This is a genomic window from Amycolatopsis sp. NPDC051106 (assembly GCF_040682775.1).
In the GTDB taxonomy this organism is placed as follows: Bacteria; Actinomycetota; Actinomycetes; order Mycobacteriales; family Pseudonocardiaceae; genus Amycolatopsis.
Genome location: NZ_JBFBBQ010000016.1, coordinates 74,419 through 87,665 on the forward strand (window position 1 = coordinate 74,419; position 13,247 = coordinate 87,665).

The following is a 13,247-nucleotide window of genomic DNA, read 5'->3' on the forward strand; positions in this document are numbered from 1 at the left end:
GCGGGGGCAGCGGAGCGCGCGTAGGCTCACACCGTGTTCAACGGGCTTGCCGACTGGTGGGACGGGGTTGAGCTCTGGCTCGCCCAGGCCTGGTTCCCGGTCCAGTTCGTGCTGGTCATGGTGGTCGTCGTGCCGCTGTGCCTGGCCGCCGCGTGGGTGCTCGACAAGCTCGTCGGGCTGTTCGCCCGCAGGCTTGCTCCGGGGCGTGACGACGACCGCTCCGACACCCCGTCCTAGGCTGGCGCACCATGTTCAACCGTAGGCGGATCACCGCCGCCCTGATCGGCCTCCTCGTCCTGGTGCTGGGAGGCTGGCTGGTCAAGGACGCCGTCGGCGGCGACTCGCCCGCGTCCCCCACCTCGAGCAGCTCGGCGAGCGCGCCCCCGAAGGGCTCCGCGGCCGTCCCCGGCACGGACTCCGGGCTGCCGGTCAAGGCGCTGTCGACCTTGCCGCCGCAGGCCGGCGACACGTGGAAGCTGATCGAAAAGGGCGGCCCGTACCCGTACCCGCGCAACGACGACGTCGTGTTCGAGAACCGCGAAAAGCGGTTGCCCGGCAAGAAGTCCGGCTACTACCACGAGTACACCGTGAAGACCCCGGGCAGCGCCGACCGCGGCGCACGGCGGCTCATCACGGGGCAGGCGCACGAGCTGTACTACACCGGCGACCACTACGGGTCGTTCGTCGTCGTGGACCCGGCCCGATGAGCGCCTCGGAGCAGGTGAAGGCCGCCGCGGAGGCGGCTTTCGCGAGGGGTGCGTACCCGCACCTGGTGAACTCGCACCCGACCGTGGACAAGGCCGGCACGCTCAGCGCGTTCGCCGAGGCACTGTCCTTTCCGGACTACTTCGGCCACAACCTCGACGCGCTGTACGACTGCCTGACCGACCTGTCGTGGCTGCCGCCGGGCGAGCACGTGCTGATCTGGCCGGGGTCGGAGGCGTTGCGCAAGGCCGAGCCCAAGACGTACCTGGCGATCCGCAGCGTCCTCTCGGACGCGCAGCGCGCGCTCGGGCCGAGCGGCCGCAGCGCCGGCTCGTGGCGGCTCACGGTCGTGCTGCCGGACGCCTGAGCGGCGTCCCCGCGCGCTTGACCGTGCGGATGACCGGCGCGCTCTCGAGGGTCTGCACGCCGCGGATCCCGGCGACGCGCTCGGTGAGGTAGCGGTAGAGATCGCGGCCGTCGCGGCAGTTCACCATTGCCGTCAGGTTCGTGGTGCCGGTGGTGGCCACGGCGAACGACGTCTCCGGGTGGCTTGCGAGCGCCGCGCCCGCCTCGGCCAGGTTCACCGGCGACACCGTCAGCCACAGCCGCGTTTCGGAGCGGAAGCCCAGGCGGGCCGGAGAGACGTCGAGGTGGTAGGTCAGCGTGCCGTGCCGCCGCAGCACGTCCATCCGGCGCCGCACGGTCGAGTCGGACCAGCCGGTCGCCGCCGCCAGCGCCGTGTACCCCGCGCGCCCGTCGTGCGCGAGGGCGTCGAGGAGAGCCTGGTCGCCGGCCTCCGGGGCGATGCCGGGGCCTTCGGGCGGCGGCGGGCGCAGCCGCGCGACCTGCTCGGGGGACAGGCAGTGCAGCCCGCTCCAGCCGTCCGGGAGCGCGAACGTGTGCAGCAGTTCGTGCGCGGAGACGGCGGTGACCCGGTTGGCGCGCGGCAGCTTGCGCAGCAGGAGGTCGTCGCGCCCGGCCGTGTCCGGGGCGTGGACGGTGCAGGAGATCTCGGTGCCGCCGGAAAGCAGGTGCACCCATGAGGCGTCGGGCCGATCGGCGAGCGCGTCCGCCACGGCGGCTCCGGCGTCCGGCGTCGTGCGCAGTCTGAGGGTCCACGTCGTGTAGCCGGCGTCGCCGCCGCTGACCGCGCCGGTGACGCGGAGGACGCCCGCGGTCCGCAGCCGCCGGTAGCGCCGGGCGACGGTGTTCTCCGAGACGCCGAGGACCTGGCCGAGCGTGCGCATGGAGGCGCGGCCGTCGACCTGCAGGGCGTGGACGAGCCCGCGGTCGACGTCGTCGAGCGTGACGGTTTCCATGCCTTGAAGCTAGTGGATGACGGTATCCGGCGGTTTTGTCGACTTCTCTGGTGGCCATCGACGCGGCAACCGCACTCTTCGGAGCACACGAAGGGAGTTTCGATGCGCAAGTGGTGGCCGCTGATCGCGGTCTGTCTGGGTTCTTTCCTGTTCCTGCTGGACACCACCGTCGTGACGGTGGCGCTGCCCAGGATCGGTGCCGGCCTGGGAGCGTCGGTCGGGCAGTTGCAGTGGGTGCCCGACATCTACACCCTCGTCTTGGCGGTGCTGATGCTGGCGGCGGGTTCGCTCGCCGACCGGTGGGGACGGCGGCGGGTGTTCCTCGCCGGGCTGGCGGTGTTCGGCCTGGCGTCGCTGGCCTGCGGTTTTTCCTCGGACATCGGGATGCTGATCGCGGCGCGCGGGGCGCAGGCGGTCGGTGGCTCGGCGCTGGCGGTGACCGGGTTCGCCATCCTGGCCGTGTCGTACGAAGGGCGCTCGCGGGCGACCGCAATCAGCGTGTTCTTCGCGGTGAACGGGCTCGGCGCTGCCGCGGGTCCGGTGGTGGGCGGCGTGCTGACCGAGTACTTCGGTTGGGCGGCGATCTTCTTCGTCAACGTGCCGTTGGCGTTGGCGACGGGCGTGTTCGCGCTGGTGGCGGTGCGGCCGGACACTCCCGCGCGCCGGGGTCGGTTCGACGTCGCGGGTGCGGTGTGGTTCGCGGTCGGCGCGGCGAGCCTGGTGCACGGGCTGACCCTGGGCGGTTCAGGACGGTGGACGTCGCCGATGACGGTGGGGGCGCTGGTCGTTTCGGTGGTTGCGTTCGCCGCATTCGGTTTCGTCGAGCGGCGCCCGGAGCCGTTGCTGGACCTGCGGTTGTTCCGCGACGGCGGGTTCACGACACTGGTGGCGTGCGCGGCGGCGTCGACGCTGACCTTCGCGGCGCTGGTCTACGTGTCCTTGTGGCTGCAGACGGATCGCGCGCTCGGTCCGCTGGCGGCAGGACTCGAGCTGGCGCCACTGGCCGTGGCGTCGTTCTTGACTTCGACGTTCTCGGGTCGCATCCTGCCTCGGTTCCCGCCGCGGGTCCTGCTGGGCGCCGGTGTGCTGCTGGGTGCGGCGGGGTGCTTGCTGCAGCTGGGTTTCACGGTGACCGGCGGCCTCGCGGTGACGGGCATCGGCGTGGGGATCGCGGGGCCGGCGACGGGATCGGCGATCGCTGCCGCGGCGCCGCCCGAGCGGGCGGGGATGGCCGCGGGAATCCTGACGACGACCCGGCAGTTCGGGCAGACGCTCGGGGTCGCGGTGCTCGGGATCGCTTACCAGGCTGGGGGTTTGAAGCCGGTGTACGTGGTGGCCGCGGTGTGCGGCGGAGTGACGGGCCTGCTTGCGCTGGTTCCGGGCAAGCAGGCCCGCGTCCCGGCTTGACGCCACCTTGGTGCTCCACCGATGCCCCCACCGCCACCCTCAACGGAAAGGCTTCGGGCCGCAGTGTTGATTCAACGCAACCAAGGCCACCTTGGGGCGCTTCAGTCCTGGGGCACCCAGCTCGGCTTGCGCTTCTGGGCGAAGGCCAGAATCCCCTCCTGGCCTTCCTCGCTCGCGAAGAACTTGGCCGACAGCCCGAGCATCTCCTCGAACCCTTCCGACGGCGTCGCCGGGCGGGGGCGGCTCAGCAGGGCCTTCGTCTCGGCCAGCGCCGTCGGTCCGCCCGCCGCCAGCGCCTTCACGAAGCGGGCCACCTCCGCGTCCAGCTCGGCCGCCGGTACCGCCGAGTTCAGCAGGCCGATCTCCACCGCGCGGCGTGCGTCGAACGTGTCGCCCGTCAGGAACAGTTCGTGCGCCGCCCGGGGGTTCAGCCGCGGGAGGACCGTCAACGAGATCACCGCCGGGACCACGCCGATGCGGACCTCCGAGAACGCGAACGTCGCTTCCGGCACCGCCACCGCGATGTCGCACGCCGCCACCATGCCGATGCCGCCGGCGCGGGCGGGGCCGGCCAGGCGGGCGACCACCGGCTTCGGGCTGGTCCACAGCTGCTCGAGGATCTTCGGGAACTCGTTCACGCCCCGGTCGCCCGCGCCGGCGCCGCGGGCCTCCTTGAGGTCCATCCCCGCGCAGAACACCGGGCCCGTGTGGGTCAGCACGATCACGCGGACGGCGTCGTCCGAAGCGGCCTTCTCCAGCGAGGACGACAGCTCGCGGCGCAGCTGCGCCGACAGCGCGTTGCGGTTGTGCGGGGAGTCCAGGGTGATCGTGGCGGTGCCGCCCACCACGTCGTAGTGCACCAGTTCGTCAGCCATGACCGACACCTTCGCACACTCCCCGCGCGCCACCGGTGTTACGCCGGGCACAGCCAGTCGGGCTCGCCTTCGCGGGCCTCGACGGTGGCCGCGTCCGGGGCCGGGAAGTGCTGCTTCAGCGTGAACGCCTCGGGCGTCGGCCCGTGGCCGCGCAGGTGCTTGATCTTCTCTTCGGCGTCGGCGGGCGTGGGCCGGTACCCGGCGGGCACCCACCAGAGCGCGGTCATCACGTCCTTCACGCGGTGGAACCACTCGCGGCGGCGCTTGAGGATCGCGAGGTGCTCACCGGAGAACGTGAAGGCGGCCAAGGTGTCCACCGACGTCCAGACGGACATGTTGATCAGGAGGCCGGACGTGCCGCGCACGTCCCATTCGAAGGCACGGATCGAGAGCGCGTTGTCGTCCTCGGTCTGCAAGCGCCAGACGAAGCCGGGCGCGGCGTCGGCGAGGGCGTTGACGGGCTCGAGCGCGTCGACGAAACCTTTGAAGGACGGGTCGTCGATCGGTGCTTTCATCCGGGCGATGTTGACTTCTGCGAGTTCGTACCCCATGCGGCCACCCTACGGGCGGAGCCCCGCCCGCAGGGTGGCTCGCGGTCAGCCGATCGTCGTCGTGGTGAAGACCGGGCTGGGGTTGGGGAAGCAGGCGGTCGGGGCGGTGATGTCCCCGATGATGGTGCCCGCCACGGCCTTGAAGGTCAGGCCGGGATCGCTGTAGCTGGTGCCGGACAGCTTGGTCTCGATCGTGCCCGACTGGCCGGCGGTCAGGTGCGCCGTGATGGTCGGCAGCTCGAACGTGGCGCCGCCGGCGATCGGGCCGGGGAAGCTCAGGGTCGCGACGCCGTTCGCGACCGCGATCGTCGGCGCGGTGTCGCCGAGGCCGGAGCCGCCCGCGAGGTCGGCGCCGACGTAGGTGGAGTTCGCCGGGATCGGGAACTTCAGCGCGAACGTGTTGATGTTCTTGACGGTGTTCCCGCTGACCTCGCCCGGCACCTCGTTCGGCGCCGGGTCGATGACGACGTCGAAGGCGCCGCCGGGCGCGACCGTGGCGGGCGCGGTGACGTCGGCGTCCTGGTTGAGCGACACCTGCTGCGGCCCGATGATCGGCGCGTCGGCCTGGCAGTCGAAGGCGATGGTGGTGGCCGCCGAAGCCGGGGCGGCGAGGGCGATCGGAAGGGCTGCGGCCGCGGTCAGGGCAGCCAGCCGGGAAAAGTGAAGCGCTTTCATCTGTATCCACCTACCTGCGGTTTTGGAGGAGAGGAAAGAGAGCCGCGCAGCGCTTAGATAGTTACCGGCAAGTTAACTAGCACGTCAAGGATTTACCGTTCCCATGCGCGCAGCGTCACCAGAATGTGAATGAAACTCATCTTTTAGCGGTGGTGTGATCGCCCGCGCTACGGAGAGTGTCTCAGCCCACGGGACGCTGCACTGGCGCAGGAGGCCGAACGTCAGAACGAACCGGTGGGCGCGCAGCAGTCCGGGCGCTGTTGTCGCGGCCGGGGGCCCGCTCGACCGCTCGAACGCCGGGTTGTGGACCGCGCGTTCGGTGAACTCCTTCGCCCAGGGGGCGCTCGAGCGCTCCACCGAAGTCTCGCGCAGGTGGCCGGGCGAGCCGCAGCCGGTGGTTCCGGCGGCGGGCGGCGGAACGGAGTAGGTGAGGGCGGGCACGAACTCGGCGTCGATCGGGGTGCCCTCGCGGCGACTGGTCTCGTAGTAGTCGAGCGCGGTCCGGAGGCGGCCGTCGTCGTCGGACCAGCCGAGCTTGCGCGCCGCGACGTCGACGGCGCGGAGGAGGTCCGGCAGGTCACCGTCGAACCCGGCCTGGCGGGAGTAGTTCGTCTCGCACGTGATCGTCCCGGGATCCGGGGAACCGAACGAGGTCGGGTGGTCGGCTTCGCACACTTCGCGGACGCGGGCTTCGGTCCACTGGCCGCCCGGGAGCTCGTGGCCCAGCTGTGCGAGCGGGGTCGCGGCCCACCGGTCGTCGATCTCGCGGTTCGCCCGCGCGGCCGCGGACTGCGCGGCGGCCTCGTACTCGGCCGGCGTGTACGACGGCCCGCATACCGTTGCCGCGCTCGCACACACGACGAAACCGCCGCACCGAAGACGAAACGCCCCCACGCCATGGGTTCAGCATGGCACGGACCGCCGGGCTAGGCGTACTGGCGGAGCAGCCCGCTCACCGCGGTGGCGTACCGGCTGATGACGACGTCGGCGACGCGGGGATCGTCGGCCAGTGGCGCCGCGACGAAGGCGCGGGGATCGGCCTCACGCGCCAGCCGCTCGATGCGGTCCGGCAGCAACCCCGGCGCGAGGAACCACGACGCCACGACCAGGTGCCGCGCGCCCCGCGAGCGCAACCGGGCCGCGGCCGCGGGGATGTCCGGCTGGGTCGCGGACGCGAACGCTTCACTCACCGGGACACCCAGCCGCTCTTCCCAGCGGGCGGCGAGAGAGGCGACGACAGCGTTCGCCGAAGCGTTGGACGAGCCGACCGCGCTCAGAAGCACGCCCGTTCCGCCCCGGCGAGGCGCGGCCGCCAGCCGGTCGAGCGCCACCGCCTCCAGACCCGGGTCCGCGCCCAGGACGTCCGACACCTCCACGCGGAAGCCCGAGCACGAATCCGTCACCGAGCCGACCAGCGCCGGCAGGTCGACCCGGGCGTGGAACGCGCTCCCGAGCAGCAACGGCACCACGACCGCCGTCCGGTGGCCGGCCTCGTACAACGATCGCAGTACATCGGTCACGTTCGGCGAAGAGAGGTCCAGAAAGGACTCGTGCACCGAGAGTCCCGGCGCCTGGGCGCGCACGACGTCGACGAGCGCCCGCACGGTCGCGGCCGAGCGGGGGTCACGACTGCCGTGCGCGACGGCGACCAGGGGCGGCGTCACGAGAAGCGCTCACCCACCAGGCCCGCGGCGAGGGTGTCGCCGTCCTTCGGGTCGATGACCAGGAACGCGCCGGTGCGCGGGCTGACGCCGTAGTCGTCGACGCCCAGCTCTTCGGCCAGGGTCAAGGTGACCAGCCCGATGTCGTTGAGCTCCAACGAGGGCGGCGAGGCCACACTGGACAGCTTCTGCTCGTCGAACCGCGCGTGGAGCTCGCCGACGAGCGCCTGCACCGTGCGGGCGCCGTGCTTGACGAGCACGCGCGCGCCCGGCTTGAGCGGCTTCGACGACAGCCAGCACAGCGTGCCGGTGATCTCGTCGGTGATCCGCGGCGGCGCGTCCGCGGCGGCGATGAGGTCACCGCGGGAGATGTCGATGTCGTCGGCGAGCAGCAGTGTCACCGAAGTCCCGGAGCCGGCTTCTTCGAGGGGCCCGTCGGCGGTGTCGATGCGCTCGACGCGGCTGCGGATACCTTGGGGCAGCACGACGATCTCGTCACCCGCGCGGACCGTGCCCGCGGCGATCTGGCCGGCGTAACCGCGGTAGTCCGGGTACTCCGGCGTGCGCGGCCGGATCACGTACTGCACCGGGAACCGCAGCGCCTGGTCGTGCGGGTCGGGCGCGACCGGCACGTCCTCGAGGTGTTCCAGCAGGCTGGGGCCGCTGTACCACGGCGTGCGCGAAGAGCGCGTCGCGACGTTGTCGCCCTCCAGCGCCGAAACCGGGATCGCGAGCACCGAACCCCGTGCGTAGCCGAGGGATTCCGCGTGCGCGGCGAACTCTTCGGCGATCACCGTGAACGTCGCCTCGTCGTAGCCGACCAGGTCGATCTTGTTCACCGCGAGCACCAGCTGCGGCACGCCGAGCAGGGCCAGCACGGCCGCGTGCCGCCGGGTCTGCTCGATGACGCCCTTGCGCGCGTCGACCAGCAGCACGGCCAGCTGCGCGGTGGACGCGCCGGTCACCGTGTTGCGCGTGTACTGCACGTGCCCCGGGGTGTCCGCCAGCACGAACGACCGCTTCGGCGTCGCGAAGTACCGGTACGCGACGTCGATGGTGATGCCCTGCTCGCGTTCCGAGCGCAGGCCGTCGACGAGGAGCGACAAGTCCGGTGTGGACAGTCCCTTGTCGACGGACGCGCGCGTGACGGCGTCGAGCTGGTCGGCGAGCACCGACTTCGTGTCGTAGAGCAGGCGCCCGACGAGGGTGGACTTCCCGTCGTCCACGCTCCCGGCGGTGGCCAGGCGAAGCAGCGAACTCATCAGAAGTACCCCTCACGCTTGCGGTCTTCCATGGCCGCCTCGGACATCCGGTCGTCGGCGCGGGTGGCGCCGCGTTCGGTGAGCCGTGACGCCGACACCTCGGCGATGACGTCTTCGACGGTGGTCGCGGTGGACTCGATCGCCCCGGTGCACGAGCCGTCGCCGACGGTCCGGTAGCGGACGGTCAGCTCGCGGACCTCTTCACCGGGGCGCGGGCCGCCCCACGGGCCTTCGGCGAGCCACATCCCGTCGCGCAGGTACACCTCGCGCTGGTGCGCGTAGTAGATCGACGGCAGCTCGACCTTCTCGCGGGCGATGTAGTTCCAGACGTCGGCCTCGGTCCAGTTGGACAGCGGGAAGACGCGGACCTGCTCGCCCGGGCGGTGCCGGCCGTTGTAGAGGTTCCACAGCTCGGGGCGCTGGCGCCGCGGCTCCCACTGGCCGAAGGAGTTGCGGAGGCTGAAGATCCGCTCCTTCGCCCGGGCGCGCTCCTCGTCGCGGCGCCCGCCGCCGAACACGGCGTCGAACTTGTTCTCCGCGATGGTGTCGAGCAACGGCGTGGTCTGCAGCGGGTTGCGCATCCCGTCGGCGCGCTCTTCGAGGCGCCCGTCGTCGATCCAGTCCTGGACCTTCGCCACGACCAGGCGCAGGCCGTGGCGCTCGACGACGCGGTCGCGGAACTCGATGACCTCGTCGAAGTTGTGCCCGGTGTCGACGTGCAGCAGCGGGAACGGCACCGGCGCGGGCCAGAACGCCTTGATCGCCAGGTGCAGCAGCAGGGTCGAGTCCTTGCCGCCGGAGAAGAGGATCACCGGCCGGTCGAACTCGCCCGCCACTTCGCGGAAGATGTGGATGGCTTCGGACTCGAGCGCGGCCAGGTTGTCCTGGGCGGCGTCGGTCGCGGGCTCCAAGGTCGTCATGCGTCCCTTCCTCAGCCGTGCAGTCCGCACTCGGTCTTCGACTGACCCGCCCACCGGCCGCTGCGCGGGTCCTGGCCGGGCTCTACGCGAGCTGTGCAGGGCGCGCAGCCGATCGAGAGGTAACCGATCGAGACCAGCGGGTTCTCCAGGATCCCGTGCTCGGCGATGTAGGCCTTGAACTCGTCGTCGGTCCACGGCGCGATCGGGTTGACCTTCACCAGGCCGTTGCGGTCGTCCCAGGTGACGATCGGGGTGTTCGCCCGCGTCGGCGCGTCCACGCGGCGGACGCCGGTGACCCACGCCGAGTAGTGGGAGAGGGTCTTGCGCAGCGGCACGACCTTGCGCAGGTTGCAGCACAGCGTCGGGTCGCGGTCGTGCAGCTTCTCGCCGTACTCCGCGTCCTGCTCGGCGACGCTCTGCTCGGACTGGGCGTTCACGATCTTCACGCCGGGGTAGACGGCCTCGACCGCGTCGCGCGTACCGATCGTTTCCGGGAAGTGGTAACCGGTCTCCAGGAAGAGAACGTCCACATCGGACTTCACCTTCGTGGCGAGGTCGATCAGCACGGCGTCCTGCATGTTGGACGCGACGATGAAGTCGTCGCCGAACGTTTCGGCGGTCCAGCGCAATGCTTCTTCCGCGCTGGCGTCGGCGAGCTCTTTCGACGCGCGCTCGGCGAGGGTCTTGTAGTCGGCAGTGGCGGTCATCGGGACACCTCCGGAAGGGACAGTCCGAGGAACTTGACCGAGAAAACCCGGCGACAAGCCGAACACAGCCAGCTGCCGTTCTCTTCCGGCCGCAGGTCCTCGTCGCCGCAATAAGGGCAGTAGTACGGCACCGCGCGTTCGGTGGAGGTCACTGGAGGGCGCTTTCCTCGGCGCGCCCGGCCCACTGCGCGAACCGCTCGCCGGGTTCACGCCCGCCGACGTAGTTGCGCACGACGCGCTCGACGTATCCCGTCAGCTCCGACGCGGTCACCTTGTGGCCGCGCAGCTTCCGGCCGAACCCGGCGTCGAGGCCGAGCCCGCCGCCGAGGTGCACCTGGAAGCCTTCGACCTGGTTGCCGTCGGCGTCGGTGACGATCTGGCCCTTGAGGCCGATGTCCGCGGTCTGGATCCGCGCGCAGGAGTTGGGACAGCCGTTGAGGTGCACGGTCACCGGCGTGTCGAGGCCGTCCTGGATGTCCGCGAGGGACTTCTCCAGGTCCGCGACGAGCTGCTGCGCACGGGCCTTCGTCTCGACGATGGCGAGCTTGCAGAACTCCAGCCCGGTGCAGGCCATCACGTTGCGCCGCCACGGCGACGGCTTCGTCTCCAGGCCCAGCTCGGCCAGCTCGGCCTGGAGCGGCGCGACCTGCTCCTCCGGGACGTCCAGCACGACGAGCTTCTGCTGCGGGGTGAGCCGGACCCGGCCCGAGCCGGCCCGCTCGGCGGCCTTGGCCACGGCGACCAGCGTGCCGCCGGAGACGCGGCCGGCGATCGGCGCCGCCCCGACGTAGAACTTGCCGTCGACCTGCGGGTGCACGCCGACGTGGTCGATCGGGACGGCCGGGTCGATCGGCGGCGGCCCGTCGATCAGCTCACGCTTGAGGTATTCGTCCTGCAGCACCTGGCGGAACTTCTCCGCGCCCCAGTCCTTGACCAGGAACTTGATCCGGGCCCGCGAGCGCAGCCGCCGGTAGCCGTAGTCGCGGAAGATCGAGATGACGCCTTCCCAGACGTCCGGCACCTCGTCCAGGGGTACCCAGGCACCGAGCCGCTGCCCGAGCATCGGGTTGGTGGACAGGCCGCCGCCGACCCAGACGTCGAAGCCGGGGCCGTGCTCCGGGTGGTTCACGCCGACGAAGGCGACGTCGTGGATCTCGTGCGCCACGTCGGGCTGGCCGGAGACGGCCGTCTTGAACTTGCGCGGCAGGTTCGCGAACTCCGGCTTGCCGATGTAGCGGCGCTTGATCTCGTCGATCGCCGGGGTGCCGTCGATGATCTCGTCCGCCGCGATGCCCGCGACCGGCGAGCCGAGGATGACGCGCGGGCTGTCGCCGCAGGCCTCCATCGTCGTCATGCCGGCGTTCTCGAGCGTCGCCCAGATCTTCGGCACGTCCTCGATCCGGATCCAGTGGTACTGGATGTTCTGCCGGTCGGTGATGTCGGCGGTGTCGCGCGCGTACGCCTGCGAAATCTCACCGAGCACAGTGAGCTGCCCGGTGCTCAGCACGCCGCCGTCGAGCCGGACCCGCAGCATGAAGTAGCGGTCGTCGAGCTCTTCGGGCTCCAGCGTCGCGGTGCGGCCGCCGTCGATCCCCGGCTTGCGCTGGGTGTAGAGGCCGAACCAGCGGAAGCGGCCGCGCAGGTCGCCCGGGTCGATCGCGTCGAACCCGCGGTGGGCGTAGATGTTCTCGATCCGCGCCCGCACGTTCAACGGGTGGTCGTCCTTCTTCGACCGCTCGTTCGGGTTCAGCGGCTCCCGGTATCCGAGCGCCCACTGCCCTTCCCCGCGCTTCTGCTTGACGCGCGCGGGGCGGGCGGGGGTCTGGGGCGTGGCCATGGCGGCGTCCTCCGAGAGGCTTTCGTGGCAGCGGAGGACCACCGGCTCGCGGGTGTGTCCTCCGGCGCCGGCTGTCCAGAATTCGTGGCAGGTGGTGGCGACGGCAGTCAGCGAGCAGGTACGCAGAGGGCGCTGGCGACCCGCAGGAGGTCGACGTGGCGGCGGGCCACGAGGAGAACACCGGCATGAGTCACGGCGTCAGCGTGCCACGCGTCCACAATGTGGTCCAGGGGTGCCCGGATCGTGGGAGAAGGGTCACTCGCCTGGGAGAATGCGGTCGACCAGCAGGCCCACGACCTGCGCGTCCGAGTACCCGGCGAACGCTTCGGGCAATGTCAACCGCTCGACGGTCAGGCCGGTCAGGGCCAGATAGAGCAGCAGGACCTCGTCGCGTCCGCCGGGCAGGCCGGCGGCTTCGTGGAAGCCCGCGCTGAGCTCGAAGCTCTCCCGCACGGTCGCGGTCAGCGCCGCCGCCAGCCCGGGCCGCCGGTTCGCTTCCAGGCGCAGTTCGAGCAGGGCGAGGTAGGCGCTGCGACGCGTGGTCAGCCGGGTCATCAGGTCGCCGAGCAGGGCGGCGACCCGTCCGGTCGACGGCTCCTCGGCGCGCGGATCGGCCAGCACCTCCGCCGGTGCCGACAGCCGGACGTGCACGCGTTCCCCGGCCTCGGCCAGCAGCTGGTCGCGGTCGCGGAAGTAGTTCGACGTCGTACCCGGTGGCACGCCGGCCTCGGTGTCCACCGCGCGGTAGGTGAGCCCGCGCGCGCCGTCCCGGGCGAGGACCTCGATGGCCGCGTCCGTCAGAGCCGTCCGCCGTTCGGTGTTCTGCCGCACGAATCCTCCTTGCCCGATTCAAACCACTGTGGATAGAGTACTACGGACATAGTGGTTTGACGGAGAGGAACTGGGGATGCAGGTCAAGGGGTTCGGGGCGGGCTACCTGGTCGACGACGTCGCCGCGACCACCCGCTTCTACCGGGACGTGATCGGGCTGCCGGTCACGGTCGAGCTGGACTGGTTCGCCAGCGTCAACGCGGGCGCGCCCGGCTACGAGATCAGCTTCGTCCAGCGCGGCCACGAGTCGGTGCCCGCGGGCTACCGGGCCGCGGAAACGGCGGGGCTGATGTTCGGGCTCGTCGTCGAGGACGCGGCCGCGGAGGCGAAGCGGCTCGTCGGCGCGGGTGTGGAACTGGTTACGCCGGTCGTCGACGAGGCCTACGGGCAGCGGCACTTCTACGTCGCCGAGCCGAACGGCGTGCTGCTGGACGTCATCGAGATGATCCCCGTCGACCCGGAGTGGGCGGCGGCGAACACCCCGGCTTCGTAGGGGA

Annotated in this window: 18 protein-coding genes; 5 read left to right on the plus strand and 13 right to left on the minus strand. The window is 71.2% G+C overall.

The annotated features are described in order from the left end of the window. Nucleotides 1-33 precede the first annotated feature (33 nt). From AB0M83_RS15400 to AB0M83_RS15410, 3 genes are read left to right on the plus strand one after another with little or no spacing between them, the layout of a single operon-like run. On the plus strand, nucleotides 34-237 hold the full coding sequence (locus AB0M83_RS15400) for a hypothetical protein (RefSeq protein WP_086676857.1): 204 nt from the start codon (nucleotides 34-36) through the stop codon (nucleotides 235-237). A gap of 11 nt (nucleotides 238-248) precedes the next feature. After that, on the plus strand, nucleotides 249-707 hold the full coding sequence (locus AB0M83_RS15405; protein ID WP_364517327.1) for a ribonuclease domain-containing protein: 459 nt from the start codon (nucleotides 249-251) through the stop codon (nucleotides 705-707). Continuing rightward, nucleotides 704-1,072 (plus strand): barstar family protein, encoded by a 369-nt coding sequence (locus tag AB0M83_RS15410; RefSeq protein ID WP_364517328.1) that lies wholly within the window; start codon nucleotides 704-706, stop codon nucleotides 1,070-1,072. Before AB0M83_RS15405 ends, AB0M83_RS15410 begins: the two co-directional genes overlap by 4 nt. Here AB0M83_RS15410 and AB0M83_RS15415 read toward each other — a convergent pair. Further along, nucleotides 1,047-2,024, minus strand: a complete 978-nt coding sequence (locus tag AB0M83_RS15415; protein WP_364517329.1) for an Lrp/AsnC family transcriptional regulator — start codon at nucleotides 2,022-2,024, stop codon at nucleotides 1,047-1,049. The genes AB0M83_RS15410 and AB0M83_RS15415 overlap by 26 nt on opposite strands. A gap of 102 nt (nucleotides 2,025-2,126) precedes the next feature. On the opposite strand from AB0M83_RS15415, the gene AB0M83_RS15420 reads away from it, so the two are divergent. Then, nucleotides 2,127-3,431, plus strand: a complete 1,305-nt coding sequence (locus AB0M83_RS15420) for an MFS transporter (protein ID WP_364517330.1) — start codon at nucleotides 2,127-2,129, stop codon at nucleotides 3,429-3,431. A gap of 101 nt (nucleotides 3,432-3,532) precedes the next feature. Here the strand turns inward: AB0M83_RS15420 and AB0M83_RS15425 are convergent, their stop codons facing one another. From AB0M83_RS15425 to AB0M83_RS15480, 12 genes are all read right to left on the minus strand, one after another. Further along, entirely contained in the window at nucleotides 3,533-4,306 is a 774-nt protein-coding gene (locus AB0M83_RS15425; RefSeq protein WP_364517331.1) for an enoyl-CoA hydratase family protein, read from the minus strand. Between the two features lie 38 nt (nucleotides 4,307-4,344). After that, on the minus strand, nucleotides 4,345-4,857 hold the full coding sequence (locus AB0M83_RS15430; RefSeq protein ID WP_364517332.1) for a DUF3291 domain-containing protein: 513 nt from the start codon (nucleotides 4,855-4,857) through the stop codon (nucleotides 4,345-4,347). Nucleotides 4,858-4,902: 45 nt separating this feature from the next. Continuing rightward, complete coding sequence (locus AB0M83_RS15435; protein WP_364517333.1) at nucleotides 4,903-5,532, minus strand: cyclase; 630 nt, start codon at nucleotides 5,530-5,532, stop codon at nucleotides 4,903-4,905. An 84-nt stretch (nucleotides 5,533-5,616) separates the two neighbouring features. After that, a complete protein-coding gene (locus AB0M83_RS15440; protein WP_364517334.1) occupies nucleotides 5,617-6,390 on the minus strand; it encodes a hypothetical protein in 774 nt (257 codons plus the stop codon). 68 nt (nucleotides 6,391-6,458) lie between these two features. Further along, a complete protein-coding gene (locus AB0M83_RS15445) occupies nucleotides 6,459-7,196 on the minus strand; it encodes a sirohydrochlorin chelatase (protein WP_364517335.1) in 738 nt (245 codons plus the stop codon). Next, complete coding sequence (locus AB0M83_RS15450) at nucleotides 7,193-8,455, minus strand: GTP-binding protein (protein WP_364517337.1); 1,263 nt, start codon at nucleotides 8,453-8,455, stop codon at nucleotides 7,193-7,195. The genes AB0M83_RS15445 and AB0M83_RS15450 overlap by 4 nt, the downstream gene beginning before the upstream one ends. Then, entirely contained in the window at nucleotides 8,455-9,375 is a 921-nt protein-coding gene (gene cysD, locus AB0M83_RS15455) for a sulfate adenylyltransferase subunit CysD (RefSeq protein WP_364517339.1), read from the minus strand. The genes AB0M83_RS15450 and cysD overlap by 1 nt, the downstream gene beginning before the upstream one ends. Before the next feature lie 11 nt (nucleotides 9,376-9,386). Beyond that, a complete protein-coding gene (locus AB0M83_RS15460; protein ID WP_364517341.1) occupies nucleotides 9,387-10,082 on the minus strand; it encodes a phosphoadenylyl-sulfate reductase in 696 nt (231 codons plus the stop codon). After that, entirely contained in the window at nucleotides 10,079-10,234 is a 156-nt protein-coding gene (locus AB0M83_RS15465; protein ID WP_364517343.1) for an Insertion element protein, read from the minus strand. The genes AB0M83_RS15460 and AB0M83_RS15465 overlap by 4 nt, the downstream gene beginning before the upstream one ends. Then, nucleotides 10,231-11,919 (minus strand): nitrite/sulfite reductase, encoded by a 1,689-nt coding sequence (locus AB0M83_RS15470; protein WP_364517345.1) that lies wholly within the window; start codon nucleotides 11,917-11,919, stop codon nucleotides 10,231-10,233. The genes AB0M83_RS15465 and AB0M83_RS15470 overlap by 4 nt, the downstream gene beginning before the upstream one ends. A gap of 107 nt (nucleotides 11,920-12,026) precedes the next feature. Beyond that, complete coding sequence (locus tag AB0M83_RS15475; protein ID WP_364517347.1) at nucleotides 12,027-12,137, minus strand: putative leader peptide; 111 nt, start codon at nucleotides 12,135-12,137, stop codon at nucleotides 12,027-12,029. A 37-nt stretch (nucleotides 12,138-12,174) separates the two neighbouring features. After that, the gene (locus AB0M83_RS15480; protein WP_364517349.1) at nucleotides 12,175-12,750 is read right to left on the minus strand and encodes a TetR family transcriptional regulator; all 576 of its coding nucleotides are present in this window, start codon (nucleotides 12,748-12,750) and stop codon (nucleotides 12,175-12,177) included. A 76-nt stretch (nucleotides 12,751-12,826) separates the two neighbouring features. On the opposite strand from AB0M83_RS15480, the gene AB0M83_RS15485 reads away from it, so the two are divergent. Then, the gene (locus tag AB0M83_RS15485) at nucleotides 12,827-13,243 is read left to right on the plus strand and encodes a VOC family protein (RefSeq protein WP_364517351.1); all 417 of its coding nucleotides are present in this window, start codon (nucleotides 12,827-12,829) and stop codon (nucleotides 13,241-13,243) included. Nucleotides 13,244-13,247: the final 4 nt, after the last annotated feature.